This window comes from Bradyrhizobium sp. CCBAU 45389 (assembly GCF_028128625.1).
In the GTDB taxonomy this organism is placed as follows: domain Bacteria; phylum Pseudomonadota; class Alphaproteobacteria; order Rhizobiales; family Xanthobacteraceae; genus Bradyrhizobium; species Bradyrhizobium liaoningense_B.
In genome coordinates, this window is the sequence record NZ_LBIY01000002.1 from 143,119 (window position 1) to 163,212 (window position 20,094).

17 protein-coding genes are annotated in these 20,094 nt (G+C 64.5%); 5 read left to right on the top strand and 12 right to left on the bottom strand.

Annotated features, from left to right (window positions below; genetic code table 11):
* Positions 1 to 16: 16 nt before the first annotated feature.
* Positions 17 to 613: a TetR/AcrR family transcriptional regulator gene (locus XH79_RS00700; RefSeq protein WP_212339089.1), complete on the bottom strand. Its 597-nt coding sequence runs from the start codon at positions 611 to 613 to the stop codon at positions 17 to 19.
* A 200-nt stretch (positions 614 to 813) separates the two neighbouring features.
* Between XH79_RS00700 and XH79_RS00705 the strand changes: the two genes are divergently transcribed.
* On the top strand, positions 814 to 2,058 hold the full coding sequence (locus XH79_RS00705; RefSeq protein ID WP_271580277.1) for an efflux RND transporter periplasmic adaptor subunit: 1,245 nt from the start codon (positions 814 to 816) through the stop codon (positions 2,056 to 2,058).
* A gap of 143 nt (positions 2,059 to 2,201) precedes the next feature.
* On the top strand, positions 2,202 to 5,402 hold the full coding sequence (locus XH79_RS00710) for an efflux RND transporter permease subunit (RefSeq protein WP_271580278.1): 3,201 nt from the start codon (positions 2,202 to 2,204) through the stop codon (positions 5,400 to 5,402).
* A gap of 136 nt (positions 5,403 to 5,538) precedes the next feature.
* On the opposite strand, the gene XH79_RS00715 is transcribed toward XH79_RS00710, so the two are convergent.
* From XH79_RS00715 to XH79_RS00745, 7 genes are all read right to left on the bottom strand, one after another.
* Entirely contained in the window at positions 5,539 to 6,051 is a 513-nt protein-coding gene (locus tag XH79_RS00715) for a hypothetical protein (protein WP_271580279.1), read from the bottom strand.
* 98 nt (positions 6,052 to 6,149) lie between these two features.
* Positions 6,150 to 6,596, bottom strand: coding sequence for a MaoC family dehydratase (locus XH79_RS00720; protein ID WP_271580280.1), 447 nt, complete (start codon positions 6,594 to 6,596; stop codon positions 6,150 to 6,152).
* 457 nt (positions 6,597 to 7,053) lie between these two features.
* Complete coding sequence (locus XH79_RS00725) at positions 7,054 to 7,476, bottom strand: hypothetical protein (protein WP_212339068.1); 423 nt, start codon at positions 7,474 to 7,476, stop codon at positions 7,054 to 7,056.
* Between the two features lie 12 nt (positions 7,477 to 7,488).
* Complete coding sequence (locus tag XH79_RS00730) at positions 7,489 to 7,710, bottom strand: hypothetical protein (RefSeq protein WP_211409289.1); 222 nt, start codon at positions 7,708 to 7,710, stop codon at positions 7,489 to 7,491.
* Positions 7,711 to 7,861: 151 nt separating this feature from the next.
* The gene (locus tag XH79_RS00735) at positions 7,862 to 8,677 is read right to left on the bottom strand and encodes a lytic murein transglycosylase (protein WP_212339066.1); all 816 of its coding nucleotides are present in this window, start codon (positions 8,675 to 8,677) and stop codon (positions 7,862 to 7,864) included.
* A gap of 118 nt (positions 8,678 to 8,795) precedes the next feature.
* The gene (locus tag XH79_RS00740) at positions 8,796 to 9,599 is read right to left on the bottom strand and encodes a shikimate dehydrogenase family protein (RefSeq protein WP_271580714.1); all 804 of its coding nucleotides are present in this window, start codon (positions 9,597 to 9,599) and stop codon (positions 8,796 to 8,798) included.
* Positions 9,600 to 9,604: 5 nt separating this feature from the next.
* Entirely contained in the window at positions 9,605 to 11,449 is a 1,845-nt protein-coding gene (locus XH79_RS00745; protein ID WP_271580281.1) for a flavin-containing monooxygenase, read from the bottom strand.
* A 179-nt stretch (positions 11,450 to 11,628) separates the two neighbouring features.
* Here XH79_RS00745 and XH79_RS00750 point away from each other — a divergent pair, with 179 nt between their 5' ends.
* From XH79_RS00750 to XH79_RS00760, 3 genes are all read left to right on the top strand, one after another.
* Positions 11,629 to 13,254: a long-chain fatty acid--CoA ligase gene (locus XH79_RS00750; RefSeq protein ID WP_271580282.1), complete on the top strand. Its 1,626-nt coding sequence runs from the start codon at positions 11,629 to 11,631 to the stop codon at positions 13,252 to 13,254.
* Positions 13,255 to 13,453: 199 nt separating this feature from the next.
* Entirely contained in the window at positions 13,454 to 14,572 is a 1,119-nt protein-coding gene (locus tag XH79_RS00755) for a glycoside hydrolase family 172 protein (RefSeq protein WP_271580283.1), read from the top strand.
* Between the two features lie 32 nt (positions 14,573 to 14,604).
* Complete coding sequence (locus tag XH79_RS00760; protein WP_271580284.1) at positions 14,605 to 15,816, top strand: acyl-CoA dehydrogenase family protein; 1,212 nt, start codon at positions 14,605 to 14,607, stop codon at positions 15,814 to 15,816.
* A gap of 660 nt (positions 15,817 to 16,476) precedes the next feature.
* On the opposite strand, the gene XH79_RS00765 is transcribed toward XH79_RS00760, so the two are convergent.
* From XH79_RS00765 to XH79_RS00780, 4 genes are read right to left on the bottom strand one after another with little or no spacing between them, the layout of a single operon-like run.
* The gene (locus XH79_RS00765) at positions 16,477 to 17,343 is read right to left on the bottom strand and encodes an efflux RND transporter periplasmic adaptor subunit (protein WP_271580285.1); all 867 of its coding nucleotides are present in this window, start codon (positions 17,341 to 17,343) and stop codon (positions 16,477 to 16,479) included.
* Positions 17,340 to 17,546, bottom strand: coding sequence for a DUF1656 domain-containing protein (locus XH79_RS00770; RefSeq protein ID WP_212339054.1), 207 nt, complete (start codon positions 17,544 to 17,546; stop codon positions 17,340 to 17,342). Before XH79_RS00770 ends, XH79_RS00765 begins: the two co-directional genes overlap by 4 nt.
* Positions 17,543 to 19,591 carry an FUSC family protein gene (locus XH79_RS00775; RefSeq protein ID WP_271580286.1) on the bottom strand — a complete coding sequence of 683 codons (2,049 nt, stop codon included), beginning with the start codon at positions 19,589 to 19,591 and terminating at the stop codon, positions 17,543 to 17,545. Before XH79_RS00775 ends, XH79_RS00770 begins: the two co-directional genes overlap by 4 nt.
* 2 nt (positions 19,592 to 19,593) lie before the next feature.
* Positions 19,594 to 20,067 carry a MarR family winged helix-turn-helix transcriptional regulator gene (locus tag XH79_RS00780; RefSeq protein WP_212339049.1) on the bottom strand — a complete coding sequence of 158 codons (474 nt, stop codon included), beginning with the start codon at positions 20,065 to 20,067 and terminating at the stop codon, positions 19,594 to 19,596.
* Positions 20,068 to 20,094 lie beyond the last annotated feature (27 nt).

Consider the following 20,094-nt stretch of genomic DNA (forward strand, 5'->3'; position numbering starts at 1 on the left):
GATATCGCTTTTCAATTCAGCCCGACTGCGCCTCGACCGCCTGCACGGCGACATCAGCCACCTGTCGCAGCGCTTCGCGGTCCGCGCCTGACGACGCCATCACGCCCATGCCGACGGACACCGCAGAGACATAGCGCGCGAGCGCGGCGGGATCCGACGTCGGCTTGAGATCGCCTTCGGCCTTGGCCCGAATGAAACGATCGCGGAGCTGGTCCTCGTTCTGGGCTCTCCGGGCGGCGAGCTCGAAGGGGACGTTCTCGGAGCCGGTGCCGCAGGCGATGCCGCCCTGCACGAGCAGGCAGCCGGGCGGATTGGCGGGATCGGTCTGCTTGTCGGCGATGCCCATCAGCATCCGCTCGGCGACCTCGCGGGCGGTTGGGGCAGCAACCACCTCGTCCATCCAGGCGCCGCGCAGCTTGGTGTAACGATCGAGCGCGGCCTTCAGCAGGCCTTCCTTGTTGCCGAAGCAGGCATAGAGGCTCGGCGGGTTGATGCCCATGGCCTCGGTGAGCTGAGCAATCGTGGCGCCCTCATAGCCATGGCGCCAAAACACTTCCATCGCCTGGTCCAACGCCACATCGGCATCGAATTCGCGGGGGCGTCCCATGCCCATGTCTTCAGTCTCCTCACAATCGGCGCTTCGCCCCAATCAACGCTCGATGCTATCTAATTGTTCTCGCTTTATTTTCTCTTTCGCCTTCCCATTCTTGCGGTAAGCGGCTACAATTTTCTTAGCGAACGGTACATAAGTATCTTGCGCTGCGATATCCAGCTCCACATCTGTAGTGAACACTACATATCTGGAGCGCGCAAATGCCCCCCTCCCAAAATACCTCCCGCGCCGGCCGTATCCGCCGCCTTCTCGGCGGCGTCGCCATCGTGGGCGCCCTCGCCGTAGCCGGCTCGATCGCGACCGGCCACTACTTCCGTGCCGCGCAGGCAACCGCAACGGCGGCCGCTGCTGAACAAGCCGTCCCCGTCACGGTCGCACTGATCGAACCCAAGCAGACCGTGCTGTGGGATGATTTCTCCGGCCGGCTCGAGGCGATCCAACGCGTCGAGCTGCGCCCGCGCGTTGCCGGTGCGATCCTCTCCACCAACTTCACCGAAGGCGCGCTGGTGAAGGCCGGCGATGTGCTGTTCAAGATCGACCCGGCGCCTTATGCAGCCGAGGTCGACAAGGCCGCCGCCCAGCTCGAGGCTGCGAAAGCGCGCGTCGTGTTCACCCAGAGCGAGCTCGAGCGCGGTGCGCAGCTCGTCGGCAACGCCGTGGTCACCCGGCGTGACTATGACCAGCGCGACAACGCCAATCGCGAAGCGATCGCCAACGTCAAGGCGGCCGAAGCGACGCTCCAGACCGCAAAGCTCAATCTCGACTACACCGAGGTGCGCGCACCGGTGGACGGCCGCGTCGGCAAGATCGAGGTCACCGTCGGCAATCTCGTCGCCGCCGGCACCGCCTCCCCGGTGCTGACCTCGCTGGTCTCGGTCAATCCGATCTACGCGTCCTTCGATGCGGATGAAGAGGTCGTGCTGCGCGCACTGAACTCGATCGCAGATAGCACCGGCCAGCGCGGCAAGCTCGACCAGATCCCGGTGGAAATGGCGACGTCGGGCGGCCTCTCGGCGAAAGGCCACATCCAGCTCATCGACAACCAGGTCAACGGCCAGAGCGGCACGATCCGCGTCCGCGCGGTATTCAAGAACGAGGACGGGCGTCTCATTCCCGGCCAGTTCGCCCGCGTGCGCATGGGCCAGCCGAAGCAGCAGACCTTGGTGATGATCGACGAGCGTGCGATCGGCACCGACCAGGACAAGAAGTTCGTGATGGCGGTCGGCGACGACAGCCGCGCGGTGTACCGGCCGATCACGCTCGGCGGCGCGGTCGATGGTCTTCGCATCGTCACCACGGGCTTGAAGCCCGGCGACCGCATCGTCGTCAACGGCCTGCAGCGCGTGCGTCCCGGCGCCCTCCTCAAGACGGAGATCGCGGCAATGGGTGCGCGCGGGCCGCAGCAGGCGTCGAACCACAGCAATCAGGACGTAGTGCAACGTTAGTTACGTCCTTCCGGGCCGCGCATCAGGCGAGCCCGGAAGGACGACGTCATAGACCGACCAAGACAACACTTCTCGATTCCGGGCGCGGGCTCAGCCGCCTTCCGGAATAACGGGAGAGCTGTCTCTCGCGCAGGGGCAAAGCCATGAATCTCTCAAAGTTCTTTATCGATCGTCCGATTTTCGCCGGCGTGCTGTCGGTCCTGATCTTCCTCGCCGGCTTGATCTCGCTGTTCGCGATGCCGATCTCGGAATATCCCGACGTCGTGCCCCCTTCGGTGCTGGTGCGCGCAACCTATCCCGGCGCCAATCCGAAGGTGATCGCGGAGACGGTGGCTACTCCCATCGAGGAGCAGATCAACGGCGTCGAAGGCATGCTCTACATGTCGAGTCAGGCGACCACCGACGGCGCCATGACGCTGACGGTGACGTTCCGCCTCGGCACCGACCCCGACAAGGCGACGCAGCTGGTGCAGAACCGCGTGCAGCAGGCCGAGCCGCGCCTGCCGGCCGTGGTGCGCCAGCTCGGTATCATCACCAAGAAGTCCTCGCCCGACCTCACCATGGTCGTGCATCTCTTGTCGCCGAACGGCCGCTACGACATGACGTATTTGCGCAACTACGCGGTGCTCAACGTCAAGGATCGCCTGGCGCGGATCGACGGCGTCGGCGACGTCCAGCTCTATGGCGCCGGCGACTATTCGATGCGGGTCTGGGTCGATCCGCAGAAGGCGGCCGAGCACGGGCTCACGGCCAGCGACATCGTCAAGGCGATCCAGGCGCAGAACGTCGAGGCCGCCGCCGGCGTGGTCGGCTCCTCCCCGAACGTCAAAGGCATCGATCTCCAGCTCTCCGTCAACGCCGAAGGCCGTCTCGCCAACGAGGAGCAATTCGGCGACATCGTGGTCAAGACCGGCACGCGCGGCGAGGTCGTTCGCCTGCGCGACGTCGCGCGCATCGAACTGGGGGCGTCCGAATACGGCCTGCGCTCGCTGCTCGACAACAAGCAGGCGGTGGCGATCCCGATCTTCCAGGCGCCCGGCTCCAACGCGCTGCAGATTTCCGACCACGTCCGCGCCACCATGGCCGAGATCAAGAAGAACATGCCGGAGGGCGTGTCCTACCAGATCGTCTACGATCCCACCCAGTTCGTGCGCTCCTCGATCGAGGCGGTCATCCACACCCTGCTGGAAGCGATCGCGCTGGTGGTGCTGGTGGTGATCCTGTTCCTGCAGACCTGGCGGGCCTCGATCATTCCGCTGCTGGCCGTGCCGGTCTCGATCGTCGGCACGTTTGCGGTGATGCACGTGTTCGGCTTCTCCATCAACGCGCTCAGCCTGTTCGGCCTGGTGCTCGCGATCGGCATCGTCGTCGACGACGCCATCGTCGTGGTCGAGAACGTCGAGCGCAACATCGAGGGCGGACTATCGCCGCGCGATGCCACCTATCAGGCCATGCGCGAAGTGTCGGGACCGATCATCGCGATCGCGATGGTGCTGATCGCGGTGTTCGTGCCGCTCGCCTTCATCTCCGGCCTGACCGGGCAGTTCTACAAGCAGTTCGCGCTGACGATCGCGATCTCGACGGTGATCTCCGCGGTCAACTCGCTGACGCTGTCGCCGGCGCTGTCGGCGCTGCTGCTCAAGGGGCACAACGAACCGAAGGACAAGCTCACGATCGTCATGGAGAAGAGCCTTGGCTGGTTCTTCCGCCGCTTCAATCGGGCGTTCACCTACTCCTCGGGGAGTTACAGCGGCACCGTCACCAAGGTGATCTCGGGCAAGGCTGCGGTGATGGGGCTCTACGTCGTCCTCGTCGGCCTCACCGCCTTCCTGTTCCAGCAGGTGCCTGGTGGATTCGTGCCGGGCCAGGACAAGCAATATCTGGTCGGCTTCTCCCGCCTGCCCGACGGCGCCACGCTCGACCGCACCGAAGAGGTGATCCGCAAGATGAGCGACATCGCGCTGACCCAGCCCGGCGTCGAGAGCTCGGTCGCCTTCCCGGGTCTGTCGATCTCCGGTTTCACCAACTCCTCCAACGCCGGCATCGTGTTCTCGACGCTGAAACCGTTCGACGAGCGCAAGGATCCCTCGCTCAGCGGTCCCGCCATCGCGGCCGAGCTGAACAAGAAGTATGCGGGCATCCAGGAAGCCTTCATCGCCATGTTCCCGCCGCCGCCGGTCAACGGCCTCGGCACCATCGGCGGCTTCAAGCTGCAGATCGAGGATCGCGCCGGCCTCGGCTATGAAGCACTGAACGAGGCGACCAAGGCATTCATGGCGGCGATGCAGAAGGCACCGGAGATCGCCGGCGTGTTCTCGAGCTTCCAGGTCAACGTGCCGCAGCTATTCGCCGACATCGACCGCACCAAGGCGCTGCAGCTTGGCGTGCCCGTGACGGAAGTGTTCAACACGCTGCAGATCTACCTCGGGTCCTACTACGTCAACGACTTCAACAAGTTTGGCCGCACCTACTCCGTCTATGTCCAGGCCGACGCGCCGTTCCGCGCCCGTGCCGACGACATCAGGCAGTTGAAGGTGCGCTCGTCGTCCGGCGACATGGTGCCGCTGTCGGCGCTGCTCAAGATCCGCCAGAGCGCGGGGCCGGAGCGTGCGATCCGCTACAACGGATTCCTGTCGTCCGACATCAACGCGGCCGCCGCGCCCGGCTTCTCGTCAGGCCAGGCCCAGGAGGCGGCAACGCGGATCGCGGCGGAGACGTTGCCGCCGGGCTTTGCCTTCGAATGGACCGACCTGACCTATCAGGAGTTCATCGCCGGCAATTCCGGCATCTGGGTGTTCCCGCTGGCGATCCTCTTGGTGTTCCTGGTGCTGGCCGCGCTCTATGAGAGCCTGACCCTGCCGCTGTCGATCATCATGATCGTGCCGATGGGCCTGCTCGCCGCGATGTTCGGCGTCTGGATCTCCAAGGGCGACAACAACGTTTTCACCCAGATCGGCTTGATCGTGCTCGTGGGACTCTCCGCCAAGAACGCGATCCTGATCGTCGAATTCGCGCGCGAGCTCGAATTCGCGGGCCGCACGCCGATCCGCGCCGCGATCGAGGCGAGCCGGCTGCGGTTGCGCCCAATCCTGATGACGTCGATGGCGTTCATCATGGGCGTGCTGCCGCTGGTGCTCTCCACCGGCGCCGGCTCGGAGATGCGACGTGCGATGGGCGTTGCCGTGTTCTCCGGCATGATCGGCGTCACCGTGTTCGGCCTGTTTCTGACGCCGGTGTTCTATGTGCTGCTCAGAACCATCACCGGCAACAAGCCGCTGGTGCATCACAGCAGTGACACCAGCGCGGCGCCGGTCCAGGGGCTTCACGAAGTCCAAGGGCACTAGATCAGGGGCACTAGATCAGGGAAATCCCCGAGATCAGCAACAGAACGAGCACGGTCTTGCGAAAGACCGTCTCGTTGACGCGGGGAAAGGCGATCACGCCGAATACCGAACCGGCTTCGCGGCCGGCGCCGACAATCTACTTCCGGTTCTCCTCGCAGAACTTCAGCGCGGCGAGCGCCTCGCCGGCGCGCGGGATCTGCATCTCGATGCTGTCCTCGTCATCATCCTCGAAATCGAGCGTGAGGCGCTTGGCCTTCGAGAGCCGGTCCATGATCGACTGATCGTATTCGAAGATGCCGCGCACGGTGGTCTTGTCCATGACCTCCCACTTCGCCTTCTTCATGATGTCGGCGTCATCGGTGCCGACATCGGCCCGGAGGATCTCGCCGACCTTGTCCCATTCCCAGCCGTCATAGATCATCACGATCACGATCGCCTTGTCGGAATAGGTGATGACGATGACGTAGTCGCGGTTCTCGTCGTCCTTGTCCTTGTAGCCGCGGCTCGCATTGCAATGCGTATCCTGGGAACGCTTCTCGATGGTCCAGTCGCCGACCTTGGATTGCTGCGCGAACACGGGCCTCGAGCTCGAGGCAGCTGCGCTCAAGATGCCCGCGAGAATTCCGGCGGCGAGAACAGATCGATTCATGTCAGCCTCCAGCGCGTTCCCCACGCCGAGATGACCATCTCTTCCGGCGACCCGCAAGGGTCTCGGGTAGCGGGCGAAGCAAGCGGCCAGCGGCCGCTCTACCCCCGTCGCGGCACGATTGCGATCGGGGTGAAGGTGTAAACCTCCTCGCCGTTCTGGTTGAACATCGTCCATTTCACCAGCGCGATGCCCTGCGGCTTCGACTTCGAAGGCGTGAGGCTCATCACCTCACCGACCAGGTGCAGGCGGTCGTTGGGCCGCACCGGCATGGTCCAGCGCAGCCCGTCGACACCGGCGCCGATCAGCGGATGCGGGCCGAACGGGCGGGCCTGGATCGCGAGGTTCATGGCGATCGCCGCGGTGTGCCATCCCGAGGCAGCCAGCCCCTTGAACAGGGTCTCCTTCGCCGCCTCATGGTCGAGGTGCATCGGCTGCGGATCGTACTCGGCGGCGAAGCGCTTGATGTCGGCTTCGGTGACCACCACCTCGGGCGACTTGAACCGCATTCCAATGGTGAGATCGTCGAACCACTCGACCTGCGCCATGATTTTGCCTCGCAATTTGGTCCGCCGCTGCCGGGAATGCGCGGCCAGAAGGATTTAGCGAAATTGCGATGTAACGGGTCCGCCGTGCTCAAGCCAGCCCCGGGTTCCCCCGCGAAACCTCTTTCCCGATGCGACGAAACACGCCTGAAACGGATCGCCGGTTAAGTCGTTGTCAAAATAAATACAGGGACGGCTACCATGCAATTCCTCCTCGACCTGATCTACGACTATGCCTGCTGCCAGAACCTCGTCGCGCAGTCGCCACGGGAGGACGAGCTATGATTGAACTGATCTCCGGCCTCCTCGCCCTCTGCAGCATCGGCATCTTTGCGGCGCATGCGCTGGATGCCTATCGCACCACGCATTACTGAGCGCTTGCTCTTCGCTTGAGCATGATCTTTTCGGAAAACCGCTGCACACTTTGCGCTAACGCGGCCCTTCGGGTCCGGATCATGCTCTAGAACGGCCGCCGGTAAAAGTGCTCCGAATGCGTTGCCGGCGGAAACCGGTTGGCGAGCGCGAGCGCGGCCTTTTCATCCGTCTCGAGCGCGATCTTCTGCGCCAGCATCACGTCGCCCGGCACGAGGAAGCCCGAGGGGACGAAGCACCACCCCATTGTCGCGTGACCGGCATCGTCGACTTCGTGGACATTGGCGGCCGTACCGTAGTGAATGCGATACTTCTTGCCGCTATCGCAGCCGATGACGTCGAAATACCGGTGCTGCTCGAACTGCGCCCGCTGCTCCGGCGTCAGCCATTCGGCCAGAAGCCGGCGGCCCCGCGCATCCGGCGTGTTCTCGCCGAAGAAGCGCCGGTAGAGTTCGCGCAGCGCGTGCAAGCGGGCACGCGCGGGCGCGCGGAACCACAATGCCGCGAACATGAGCAGCTCAGATCAGCCGCCGACCAAGCGGGGATAGAACAGCGTTTCCTGCGCGGTCGGATCGAACGACTTGATACGGGTGACTTCGCCGGGTCCGGTTCGGTAGGCGGCGGTGAAGCCGGCTCCGGTCAACTCCCGAAAGCGCTGTTCGGCTCGCGCCAGCGCTTCGGCATTGCCAGGATCAAACTCGTGGCGGGTGTCGCCAGTCTGGTCCATCACGATCTGGGTTGCCATAGTTGAGTCTCCTCATGCCCAGCCCTGAAACGGATCAAAGCAAACCTCGTGCCGTCGGTTCCCGATAGCAACAACTTTCTCGCACCAGTGTATCACGCCTTGCTGAGCAAGAGCGTTTTCGAGCGAAGTGGACGCCGGTTCGCGTGACTTCTCAGCGCGAGGCCGCCGCCCCTCCTCCCTCGTCGATCTGCCGGCCCATCAGTGCGATCGCCTTCTGATAGACGCCGGCAGCATTCCATGCCTCGATGGCGGCGAAATTCGGTTCTCCCGGCTGGTAACCGGCTCCCGCACGCCAGCCATGGGCCTTCAGGAAATTCGCAGTCGAGTTCAACGCATTGGCGGCGACCTCGAGATTGCCGGTGCCATAGGCCAGGATGTTCTTGGGCATGAACTGGGTCTGGCCGACCTCGCCGTGCATGGAGCCGCGGGTCGATCCCGACAGGGTGCCGCGGTCGATCAGCTTCAGCGCGGCATAGAGCTGGTCGGTGAAGAATTCGGGACGGCGGCAATCATAGGCGAGCGTCGCGATCGAGGAGAGCATGTTCTGGTTACCGCGCTGGCTGCCGAAGCCGGTCTCCATGCCCCAGATCGCGATCAGCGGCCCGGGCGGGACACCGTAACGCTGCTGGATCGAGGCGAACAAGGCGGCCTGCGACTGCTTGAGCTGCCGGCCCTTGGCGACGATCGTCGTCGCGCCGCGCTTGGCGAGGAACTGGTCGAGCGACAGCGAGAAGCTGCGCTGGCCACGGTCTGCCGCGATGGTGGCACTGGCGTAATTGGTTTGCATCAGCGCCGAGAGCGCGGTGGGACCGATGCCCTTTCCTTGCGCCTCAGCGCTGAACTCGCGCTTCCAGGCCTCGAAGCCGGCGGGCCCGTTGCCGCAAGTGGCAGCCTCGGCCATGGGCAGGGAGAGCAGCAGCGCGGTCGCGCCAAGCACCGCCGTTGCGACTGTCCTGCCCCTGATCATTGCGCGTTCCTCTTGCTGGTGCGCGACCGGCTCGCGCGAGCGCATGATCCTACGTCCGTTGCAATCGCTCAAGTCCCGCCGGATACAATCAATCCAAGCAAAGCCCTTGACACGCGCCTTACGTTCCCTCCGCTCCCAGCAGAAAATCCACCATGATGCTCTGATGCTGCCGGTACATGTCCGTGCCGGTCCCGGTCACGCAACCGATCCTGCGGGCGGCTGCGATGAACGGTGAAACGTCGGGCTTGGTGATGACGCAGCCGCAATAGGTCGATGGCGCCAGCCGCGCGACATCGACCGGCAGCGGGTCGCCATCCTTCATTCCGGCGGGGGTGGCATTGGCGACGAAGTCGAAGCCGGCCGGATCCGCCGAGCCGATCCGCACCGACGCTTTGCCCAGCCTGTTGAGCTGGCCGACCAGCGCATCGCGCCGCTCGGCCAGGCTGTCGTGGATCGCAAGCTCGCGAACGCCGGCCTCGACCAGCTCGAGTGCAATCGCCGATCCCGCACCGCCCGCTCCGACAAGTAGGGCCCGCATGCCCTTCGGATCGATCCCCTTCGCCCGCGCCGCGCCGACGAAGCCGAGACCGTCCACCATGTCGCCATGCCATGCGCCGTCGGGACGCCGGCGCATCAAGTTGACGGTCCGCAGGAAATGCGCGCGCGCCGTCGCGCTCGTGCAAGTCTGGTAGCAGGCGAATTTGTGCGGGATGGTCACGACAATCCCGTCGAGGTTCCTCAGCCGCGTTGCCACCGAAAGGAAATCCGGCAAGTCCTCCGGCGCGACCTGGACAGGCACGAGGATGCCGTCGTGCCCGCGCGCGGCAAAGGCGGCCGACACGCCCGCCGGCGAGCGCACCTGCGCGATGGGATCGCCGACGATGACGCAGAGCCGCGTGGCGCCCGTCGGCGCCGGGATCATGTCGCTCAAGCCCGGGCCTCCGCGGCGGTCCCGCAAGTCAATTCCAGTCCGTCCAGATTACCCTCCTTGCGCCACTTGGCCAGCAGCCGCAGGAACGCCACCGGGCCGCGCCAATATTGGCTGTTTCTTGCCGCGATCGGATCAAACACGCCTTCATTGTTGTAATAGCCGGGCGTGCATTCGGCGAGATAGGTCTGACGGCCGATCGCGGCCTTGACCACCTCATCGACCCAGGCGTTCTCGGCAGCTGACGTCGGCTCCAGCGTCCTGGCGCCGCGCTTGCGCGCCTGATCGATGACATAGGCGATGTGCTGAGACTGCTCGTCGATGATGTGCGGAAAGTTGGCGCTCTGGCCGGCCTGCACCGTGACGATCAGGAAGCAGTTCGGAAAGCCGCGGCTGTAGAAGCCGTGCATGGTCTTGACGCCGTCGCGCCAGCGCTCGGACAGGCTCATGCCGTCGCGGCCGTAGACCTCAAAGCCCATGCGCTGCGCATAATCGGTGCCGACCTCGAAACCGCTGGCATAGATCAGGCAGTCGAGCTCATAGGCCTTGCCGTCGACCACAACCGCATTCTCCGTGATGCGTTCGACGCCCTGCCCCTTGGTGTCGACTAGGTGCACGTTGGGTTGATTAAAAGTGTCGAGATATTCGTCGTGGAAGCACGGCCGCTTGCAGAACGCCTTGTACCAGGGCTTGAGCGCCGCCGCGGCTGCTTCATCTTTTACGACGGCGTCGACGCGGGCGCGGATCTCCTCCATCTTGCGATAGTCGGCCTGCTCAATGACTTTCAGCGTCTCCTCCATCGAGCTCACCGGCTGCGGTTGCCGGCGCGGCGCCAGCAGGATCTCGCCGAGGAGGCCAGTCCAGCCGTCCTGCACCAGATCCCGCTCGAACGGCTCACCGGAGATCACGGCGGTGAAATTGTCCATGCGCTCGCGCTGCCAGCCGGGCTTGAGCTCCTGCACCCAGGCTTGATCCGTCGGCCGGTCGTCGCGCACGCCGATCGCCGAGGGCGTGCGCTGGAAGACATAGAGCTCTTTCGCGGAGCGGCCGAGATGCGGCACGCATTGCACGGCGGTGGCGCCGGTGCCGATGATGCCGACGCGCTTGTCGGCAAGACCGGTGAGATCACCCTCCGCACTGCCGCCGGTGTACGCATAATCCCAGCGGCTGGTGTGGAAGCTGTGGCCCTTGAAAGTTTCAATGCCGGGAATGCCCGGCAGCTTCGGACGGCTCAGCGGACCGCCGGCGAGGATGACGAAGCGCGCGCGGATCTGGTCGCCGCGATCGGTCTCGACCAGCCAGCGTGCCTCCTGCTCCTGCCAGGTCATCCGCGAGATGACGGTCTGAAACAGCGCGCGCTCATAGAGCGAGAAGTGACGGCCGATGCGGCGCGAGTGCTCGTAGATCTCCGGCGCCCGCGCATATTTGCGCACCGGCATGTAGCCGGTCTCTTCCAGCAGCGGCAGATAGATGTAGCTCTCGGTATCGCAGGCCGCTCCAGGGTAACGATTCCAGTACCAGGTACCGCCGAAATCCGCGGCCTTTTCCACGATACGAAAATCCGCGATGCCCGCTTCGCGCAGGCGCGCGCCGCAGAGCAGCCCGCCAAAGCCGCCGCCGACAATCAACACCTCGGTCTGCTCGCTGACGGGCTCGCGCGCAAGGCCGGGATCGGCCCAGGGATCGTCGAGATAGCGGCCGAATTCGCCTGTGACCTCGACATACTGCGCCTTGCCCTCGGCGCGCAGACGGCGGTCGCGCTCGTCGCGATAGCGCGCGCGGAGTGCGGAAATATCGACCGTAGCTGCGCCGGCTGTGCCGGTCTTGTGTCTTTCCGCTGACATTCATTTCCTCCACGGCGGACGCTGCTTCGCCGGCAGCTCAACCTCAAATTAGCCCCGAAAAAGTGACGCATGCAATCACGTCCGCTGTTTTTTGCGTGAACGCCGCGTGACGTTCCGCTACCCTCCGCACAAATCACAAGCCTACGCCATGCAACGACGTGGCAATCCGGAGGAAGACCATGCAGGGATTGATGATGGACATGCCGCTGCTGATCAGCGGCCTGATCCAGTACGCCGCCGACTATCACGGCGAGGCCGAGATCGTCGCGCGCGAGATCGAGGGCGACATCCATCGCACCACCTATGCCGAGGCCCACCCGCGCATCAAGCGCATGGCGCTGGCCTTAAAACGGCTCGGCATGAAGCAAGGCGACCGCGTCGGCACGCTGGCCTGGAATACGCACCGGCATTTCGAGATGTTCTATGCGGCGCCCGGCATGGGTTACGTGCTGCACACCGTTAATCCCAGGCTGTTTCCCGAGCAGCTCGTCTACATCATCAACCACGCTGAAGATCGCCTGCTGTTCATCGACCGTGCCACGCTGCCGATCGTCGAAGCGATCGCGCCGCAACTGAAGACGATCGAAGCCTATGTCGTGATGTCATCGCGCGAGCGGATGCCGGAGACGAAGCTTGCCAACGTGCATTGCTACGAGGAATTGCTGGAGAAGGAAGACGACGCCGGCTTCACCTGGCCGGAGTTCGACGAAAAATCGGCGTCCACCATCTGCTACACTTCGGGCACGACGGGCAATCCCAAGGGCGTGATCTATTCGCACCGTGCCGCGATCCTGCAGACCATGACCTGCTGCAATTTCGACTTCCTGCCGGGACATGTCGAAGGCGTGCGCGAGGTGATGATGCCGATGGCGCCGCTATTCCACGGCAATGGCTGGAACATGCCGTTCACCGCGCCCTACACCGGCTCCAAGCTGGTGCTGCCCGGCCGCAACTACGAACCCGACAAGCTGTACGAGTTGCTCGAGGGCGAGAAGGTGACGCTGTCGGCGGGCGTGCCGAGCTTCTGGCTGATCCTGCTCGACTGGCTCGGGCGCACCGGCAACAAGTTCACGACGCTGCGCGCGACATTATCGTCCGGCTCGGCCCCGCCGCGCGCCATGGTCGAGAAGCTCAAGCGCGAGTACAATGTCGACTATATCCAGGCCTGGGGCATGACCGAGGCGCTGGGGTGCTCGATGCCGGGCCTGCGGCCGGGCTCGGAGCATCTCGGCGAGAAAGAGAAGTTCGACCGGCGTCAGGTCTCCGGCCGCGCCTGCTTCGGCACCGCCTTGCGCATCGTCGACGACGCCGGCAATGAGCTGCCGCGCGACGGCAAGACGGTCGGCCATTTGCGGGCCCGCGGACCGTGGGTCGCCTCCGGCTACATGAAGCTTGACGAGGGCCTCGACCGCGACGGCTGGCTGATCACCGGCGACATGGCCGTGATCGATCCGCAGGGCCACGTCACGCTGACGGACCGCTCCAAGGACGTGATCAAGTCCGGCGGCGAGTGGATCTCCTCGATCCAGCTCGAGGATATCGCCCTGTCTCACCCCGACGTGCTGCAAGCCGCGGTCGTCGCCATCGCGCACGAGAAATGGCAGGAGCGCCCCCTCCTCCTTGTCGTCCGCAAGAAAGGCGCGACCGTCGACGGCAAGACGCTGCTCGACCACATGCGGCCGAAGATCGCGAGCTGGTGGCTGCCGGACGCCGTTGAATTCCTCGACGAATTCCCGATGACCGGCACCGGCAAGGTGCTCAAATCGGCGCTGCGCGAACAATTTAAGGAGTATCGCGTGGCATGAGCCGCGCGCAAAGGCGTCGACCTCGTAGCCCGGATGGAGCGCAGCGTAATCCGGGAATCTTGCCATGACGCACGACCCCGGATTGCGCTGCGCTCCATCCGGGCTACGAAGCAGATCTTCGCGAACGCGATCATCTTCATGTTTTGGTCAATTCGGGGGCGATATACGGGGTCATCGCTAACCCCGCATCGAGGACATCATGACGTTTTCCGGATTGGGCATGCATCTCGGCAACCTGTCGCGCCTGTCGAATGCGCTGACGCGCTCGATCAGCCCGGAGAACTTCACCGGCGAGAAGGGCAAGGGCGGCATGTCCGTCGACGGCCCCGCCGCGCGTCAGGCCCGCGATCTCGGCCAGGGCTGGAAGGTCTCTCCTTACGTCGTCATCGAACCCGGCACGACGATCACGCTCGCCGACATCGAGGGCCAGGGCGCGATCCAGCAAATCTGGATGACGCTGGCGCGCGGACGCCTGCGCCACTCGATCCTGCGCGTCTACTGGGACGATCAGACGCAGCCGAGCGTGGAATGCCCGGCCGGTGATTTCTTCGCCTGCGGCTGGGAGGAGTTCGCGCAGGTCTCCTCGCTCGCGGTCTGCGTCAATCCCGGCCGCGCCTTCAACTGCTATTGGGAAATGCCGTTCCGCAAACGCGCGCGCTTCACGCTGGAGAACCGCAGCGAGGAGCCGGTCACGATCTACTACCAGATCAACTACACGCTGACCGATGTCCCTGAGGAGTGCGCCTATTTCCATGCCCAATTCCGCCGCACCAACCCGCTTCCTTTCAAGGAGGTCTACACCATCCTCGATGGCGTCAAGGGTGCGGGCCACTATGTCGGCACCTACATGGCCTGGGGCGTCCACAACAACGGCTGGTGGGGCGAAGGCGAGATCAAATTCTTCATCGACGGCGACGGCGCATTCCCGACCATCTGCGGCACCGGCACCGAGGATTATTTCTGCGGCGCCTATAATTTCGATCCCCATGTCGCCCATGCCGGCCAGGCCCCGTTCCAGCAATCGCGCTATCAGGAATTCACCACGCCCTATGCCGGCCTGCCGCAGGTGATCCGTCCCGACGGCGTTTACCGGTCGCAGCAGCGCTTTGGCCTCTATCGCTGGCACATCCCCGATCCCGTCCGCTTCCGAAGCGATCTGCGCGTGACCATCCAGGCGCTGGGCTGGCTGCCCGGCGCGAAGGACGGAAAATATCTTCCATTGCAGGACGACATCGCCTCGGTCGCGTTCTGGTACCAGACGCTGCCAACGGCGCCCTTCCCGACACTGCCGGGGCCGGACTACCTCGAAGTCGCATAGGCCCTGCCGCCGCCCGATCAAGGAGACGAAACATGCTCTATCCGATGTCGCCCAAAGTCGTCGAGCTCAAGCGCAAGCTCGAAAGTTTCATGGACCGGCACATCTATCCGAACGAGGAGCGCTTCTATCGCGAGGCGGAAGAGCTCGGACCGTGGAAAGTCTATCCGGTCGTCGAGGAGCTGAAGCCGCTGGCGCGCGCTGAAGGCCTCTGGAATCTGTTCCTGCCGGAGTCGAGCCACGGCGCCGGGCTCACCAATCTCGAATATGCCCCGCTCTGCGAGGTGATGGGCCGCTCACATCTGGCGCCCGAAGTGTTCAACTGCTCCGCGCCCGACACCGGCAATATGGAGGTGCTGGAGCGCTACGGGTCGGAGCAGGACAAGGAGCGCTGGCTGAAGCCGCTGCTCGCGGGCGAAATCCGCTCCTGCTTCGCCATGACCGAGCCGGCGGTCGCATCATCGGATGCGACCAATATCGAGAGCTCGATCGTGCGCGACGGCGATCACTACGTCATCAACGGGCGCAAATGGTACACGACCAACGCGACCGATCCGCGCTGCAAGATCTGCATCTTCATGGGCAAGACCGATCCGGACAATCCGGATCGCCACAAGCAGCAATCCATGATCCTGGTACCGATGGACACGCCGGGCATCGAGGTCAAGCGGCCCCTGCCCGTGTTCGGTTTCTACGGCGTGCCTGATCGTGCCTCCGAGGTCGTCTTCACCAATGTGCGAGTCCCGAAGGAGAACATGCTGCTCGGCGAAGGCCGCGGCTTCGAGATCGCGCAGGGCCGCCTCGGCCCCGGCCGCATCCACCATTGCATGCGGCTGGTTGGGCTCGCCGAACGCACGCTGGAAAAGATGTGCCGCCGCGTCCGCAGCCGCATCGCCTTCGGCAAGCCCGTCTCGGAGCAGACGGTGACGCAGGAGCGCATCGCGGAAGCCCGCATCATGATCGAGCAGGCCCGGCTGCTGACGCTGAACGCGGCTTACGCGATGGATACGGTCGGCAACAAGGTCGCGAAAGCCGAGATCGCCATGATCAAGGTCGCCGTGCCCAACATGGCCTGCCAGATCATCGACTGGGCGATCCAGGCCCATGGCGGCGGCGGCACCTCGAATGATTTCGGCTTGACGCAGGCCTACGCCACCGCGCGCCTGCTGCGTCTTGCCGACGGACCGGACGAGGTTCACAGGAACCAGATCGCGCGATTCGAGCTGAAGAAATACTCGAATATCTAGGCCGACGCTGGTGCGTCGGTACTAGAGACTGCGCCAAGGGATCGGCGTCTAGTCGAAGCTTGGCGGCTCCTGGATGGGCGCAGATACATTCTGATTCGAAATCGCTTCGAGCATCGCTCCGAAAATGATGAACGGCAGATAGAACGCAAGCATGATCGTATTCCTCCTGCTGTGACAACCCTGGCTCGCAGGGCCAGGTTCCTCAAATTGACGCTCGCCCGCCTCGGAACATTTTCGGCTCTTACCTCGCTACCGACGAAACCGAGTCACAGGCCGTATCAAGAACGCATCGCGTCAATCGCATGGGCGATCAGAACGACTGCGCTTGCGGCAATGAGAAACACAAACAACCAGCTCACGTCCGCCTCCGATCCCGGGAGTGAACGCGTTCATCCATGCACAGTCAAAAACCATCGGTCCGGAACCGCTATTCCGCGGCTCGCTGATGCTTCGCAGCAACAATTGTATCTGCAATCGGCGCTATCGGCAGAACGCCAACAGGAGCAACGCGCCGACGATACAGGCTGCTAGGACTAAAAACCAAACGCCCATACAGTCCCCCGACTCAACACACGCGAGTCAGGATTAGCCTTACGATTTGGCATTGAAACGCTCGTCGCCGGTTTTCCCCAGGCCAAGCGCGATCATCTGCTCGCAGCGTTAGTCCAATACCTCCACCGTCGCGGAGCGGCCGGCGACCAGCGACACGTTGCCCGGAACATTGTCCAGCGCAATCCGCACCGGCACGCGCTGCGCGAGCCGCACCCAGCTGAAGGTCGGGTTGACGTTGGCGAGCAGGCTCGCGCCTTCCGCGCGGTCGCGATCCTCGATGCCGGCGGCGATGCTCTCGACACGGCCTGACAGCGTCACCTTCTCGCCCATCAGCCGCACCTGCACCCTGTCGCCGACGCGGATGCGCGCGAGCTTCGTCTCCTCGAAATAGCCTTCGACATGCAGCGTGTCGGTGTCGACCAGCGCCATCACGCCCTTCCCGGCCGTGACATAGGCGCCGGGGCGCAGGTCCATGTTGGTGATCACGCCGTTCACGGAGGCACGGACCTCGCTGCGGTCGAGATTGAGCTGGGCCACGGCGCGGTCGGCGACGGCCGCATCGAAGGCCGCCTTGGCCTGCAGCTGGGTGGCCAGCACCTGCTCCTGCTTCTGCTGCGACACCGCATCGGTCGTCAGCGTGCTGTAGCGCTTCAGATCGGCATTGGCCTGGTCGAGCGTGGCCTGATGACCGGCAACCGACGCATCGGCCTGCCGCAGCGCCAGGGCGAAGCGCTCGCGGTCGATCCGGAACAGAACGTCGCCGCGGCGGACCTTCTGGTTGTCCTTGACCAGCACCTCCGTGACGAACCCGGAGACATCGGGCGCGACCTGGACCACGTCGGCGCGCACGCGGCCGTCACGGGTCCAGGGCGATTCCATGTAATAGACCCAGAGCTCGCGTCCGACGACGAGTGCAAGCACGACGGCTATGACGGTCAGCGCGATGCGGCCGAGCCAGGCAAGATTGCCCTTCATGTGAGGTACTCCGAGAGATAGACGACGCCGCCGAGCAGGCAGACGAAAATGGCAAAATCGAACAGCGCGCGGTGCCAGACCAGGCGGTAGAGGTCGAAGCGCTGCATCAAGCGGCGCAACAGCGCGCTCAGGACGTAGGCGATGATGATCCACAGCAGCAGCGCCGGCACCAGCACGCCATAGATGTCGATCACATGTCTCATGCCGCAACACTCTCTGCGCGCGGCCGATAGGCCGGCGCGTCCGGGAACAGGCCGCGGCGGATGCCGACGAGGCCGATCAGGGCGTCCTCGCGCGCGCTGTCATTGGGATCCTTCACCGCCTGGGCCAGCGCCCGGTCGACGCTCGTCAGCAGCTCGCCCGGCATTCCATTCCCCGCATAGCCGCGGCAGGCCTTGGCGAGCTGATCGAGCATGTCGTCGATGACGGCAATGGTGGATGCCGCAAGCCCGTAGCGGGCGCGGCGCAGATCGATAATGTTGATGCCGATGCGGAGCTGGACCAGGCTGTCGGCGTCGCGCCGGTCGCTCTCCGACAGGAACGCGATGCGCTGCACCAGCAGCCCGAGCCGGTGCAGCATGAGGCCGGCGAACTCGGCGCGGTCGCGCTTGCCGCGGCGTTCGGCAGCGACCGCGAGCGTCTTCCAGTTCGACAGCACCAGGCGGTTGGCGATCCATTCGGCGCCCACTCCGCGCGCGATCCGCGTCACCAGCTCGGCGATGACGACGCCGACGAAGAAGGCGACGGCGGAATTGGCGTAGGAGGCGAAATCCGCGCTGTAGGTCGATTGCAGCGCCAGCAGCGTCGCAGTGTTCGCCGCGAGCGCCATGCCGGTGCCCGCCGTCGCCGGCCGGCTGATGAGGAAGCCATAGACCAGGAAGGTCGGCGCCAGCGCGACGATCAGGACCTCGAGATGGGAGATCGCGGGCACCAGTGCGAACAGGTAGATCGCGACCACGACGATGGCGACGAGCGACCACAGGCCAAAACTGCGGATGAAGCGCGCCGGCTCGTCCTGCGCGGCAAAGAACGAGCAGGCGACCGCCGCCATCATCGGCGCCGACGCACCGTCCGGCCAGCCGGTCCCGATCCAGAATGCGCAGCAGATCAGGATGGCAATGGCGGCACCAGCCGCCGACCACAGCGCAAGACCGCGATCCCTGTGACGCACGGGCGCGGCGCCGGCCTCGGAATGGAAGGCAAGTTCGAGCGTCGAAACGTTGCGGTTGTCGGCGATCGCCTCGGTCAGCTCGCGGCAGTCGCGCGAGAGGTCGACGAGTTCGCGCAGCCGCAACAGCAGGCTTGTGGTGATGATCCGCTCCCAGGAGGCGCTGTCGTCGAGCACCGCCTGCTGCTCCGCGATCGCGGCGCGGATCCGGTCGGCCGGCTGCCGCGCGCCGACGTCGCTGACGATCCATTGCGCAAGATCCTCGAGCAGCTGTTTCAGCTCGGGCTGCCGGCGCAGCGCCTCCTCCCCGAGTGCAGCCAGCCGGTCCTCGATCGAGGCGATCACCGGCAGCAGCGTCAACATCCGGAGCCGGATCTCGCCGAGGCCCGTCACGGCATTGCGGTCGGTCAACCGGTCGTAGGCAAGATGCGTGGAGAGCGTGTCGATCTCGACGATGTCGGTCGCAAGCTTCAGGCGCTTGCCGCGGCGCGCCTCATTGGTGCACTCGCGCAGCAGCACGACCTGGCTGAGGCGGCGTGCATCCAATAGCCAGGTGTCGACGCGGTGGGCCACGGCAGGCGCGACGCTGCGCGGAAACACGATGGTCGAGACCAGACTGGCGCAGATGATGCCGAGCGAAATCTCCTCGAGCCTTGCCACCGCGGTATCGAAGATGGCGCCGGGCTCGGACACCGCGGGGAAACCGATCAGCGCCACCGTGTATCCGGCCAGCATGAAGACGTAGCTGCGCGGCGTGCCGTCGAGCAGCGACAGATAAAGGCAAAGCCCGACCCACAGCGCGATGGCAAGGCTGAGCAGTTCCGGCGCATCGATCAGGTTCGGCACCATCGCCACCGTCATGACGGCACCGACGAGCGTGCCCATCACGCGGAAGAACGCTTTCGAGCTGGTGGCCCCCGCCAGCGGCTGCGAGGTGATGTAGACGGTCGCCATCGCCCAATAGGGCCGCGGCAAATCCATCGCGAGCGCGATGACGAGCGCCAGCATCGACGCGGCGAACGTCTTCAAAGCAAAAATGAGGTCCGCGTGGCGGACCAGGAACGGCTCGTCTGCGCGCATGGCTATTTCGCTTCGGGACCAGTCTTGACGTCTTGCAGGCGACTGGCCCGCTGTTCGATGCGCTGAAGAGTCTCGAATGTTATCGCAAGTTCCTCGGGCCCGATATCCTTCAGGAGGCTGGCCCGCACCCGGCGCAGCACCCGGTTGGTCTCCTCGACCTTGGCCGCGCCCGCTTTCGTCAAATGTAACGTTTTGGCACGACGATCGGTCGGATCTTCCCGGCGTTCGACCAGACCCTCGGCCTGGAGCAGATCGATCAGTCGCACCAGCGACGGCCCTTCGATGCCGAGCTCATCCGCGAGCACGCCTTGCCGGACATTCTCGCCCTGGCGCGACAGCACCAGCAGCGGAATCGCGGTCGCATAGGACAGGCCGTGCTCGGACAGAGCAGAATCCGACTCGCGCCGCCACATCCGCCCCAGGCGCGCGATCAGCCGGCCGATTTCGGCATGGATGTGAGCCTGCGAGGGAGCCATGCAAATTAGATAGGACACGAACTATTA

What these genes read in the sequence shown, in the direction of transcription:
- XH79_RS00765 (WP_271580285.1), bottom strand. Translation starts at nt 17,343, where the DNA reads ATGAAGGGCAATCTTGCCTGGCTCGGCCGCATCGCGCTGACCGTCATA.
- XH79_RS00755 (WP_271580283.1), top strand. Translation starts at nt 13,454, where the DNA reads ATGACGTTTTCCGGATTGGGCATGCATCTCGGCAACCTGTCGCGCCTG.
- XH79_RS00710 (WP_271580278.1), top strand. Translation starts at nt 2,202, where the DNA reads ATGAATCTCTCAAAGTTCTTTATCGATCGTCCGATTTTCGCCGGCGTG.
- XH79_RS00705 (WP_271580277.1), top strand. Translation starts at nt 814, where the DNA reads ATGCCCCCCTCCCAAAATACCTCCCGCGCCGGCCGTATCCGCCGCCTT.
- XH79_RS00745 (WP_271580281.1), bottom strand. Translation starts at nt 11,449, where the DNA reads ATGTCAGCGGAAAGACACAAGACCGGCACAGCCGGCGCAGCTACGGTC.
- XH79_RS00750 (WP_271580282.1), top strand. Translation starts at nt 11,629, where the DNA reads ATGCAGGGATTGATGATGGACATGCCGCTGCTGATCAGCGGCCTGATC.
- XH79_RS00775 (WP_271580286.1), bottom strand. Translation starts at nt 19,591, where the DNA reads ATGCGCGCAGACGAGCCGTTCCTGGTCCGCCACGCGGACCTCATTTTT.
- XH79_RS00720 (WP_271580280.1), bottom strand. Translation starts at nt 6,596, where the DNA reads ATGGCGCAGGTCGAGTGGTTCGACGATCTCACCATTGGAATGCGGTTC.
- XH79_RS00770 (WP_212339054.1), bottom strand. Translation starts at nt 17,546, where the DNA reads ATGAGACATGTGATCGACATCTATGGCGTGCTGGTGCCGGCGCTGCTG.
- XH79_RS00725 (WP_212339068.1), bottom strand. Translation starts at nt 7,476, where the DNA reads ATGTTCGCGGCATTGTGGTTCCGCGCGCCCGCGCGTGCCCGCTTGCAC.
- XH79_RS00730 (WP_211409289.1), bottom strand. Translation starts at nt 7,710, where the DNA reads ATGGCAACCCAGATCGTGATGGACCAGACTGGCGACACCCGCCACGAG.
- XH79_RS00715 (WP_271580279.1), bottom strand. Translation starts at nt 6,051, where the DNA reads ATGAATCGATCTGTTCTCGCCGCCGGAATTCTCGCGGGCATCTTGAGC.
- XH79_RS00700 (WP_212339089.1), bottom strand. Translation starts at nt 613, where the DNA reads ATGGGCATGGGACGCCCCCGCGAATTCGATGCCGATGTGGCGTTGGAC.
- XH79_RS00735 (WP_212339066.1), bottom strand. Translation starts at nt 8,677, where the DNA reads ATGATCAGGGGCAGGACAGTCGCAACGGCGGTGCTTGGCGCGACCGCG.
- XH79_RS00760 (WP_271580284.1), top strand. Translation starts at nt 14,605, where the DNA reads ATGCTCTATCCGATGTCGCCCAAAGTCGTCGAGCTCAAGCGCAAGCTC.
- XH79_RS00740 (WP_271580714.1), bottom strand. Translation starts at nt 9,599, where the DNA reads ATGATCCCGGCGCCGACGGGCGCCACGCGGCTCTGCGTCATCGTCGGC.
- XH79_RS00780 (WP_212339049.1), bottom strand. Translation starts at nt 20,067, where the DNA reads ATGGCTCCCTCGCAGGCTCACATCCATGCCGAAATCGGCCGGCTGATC.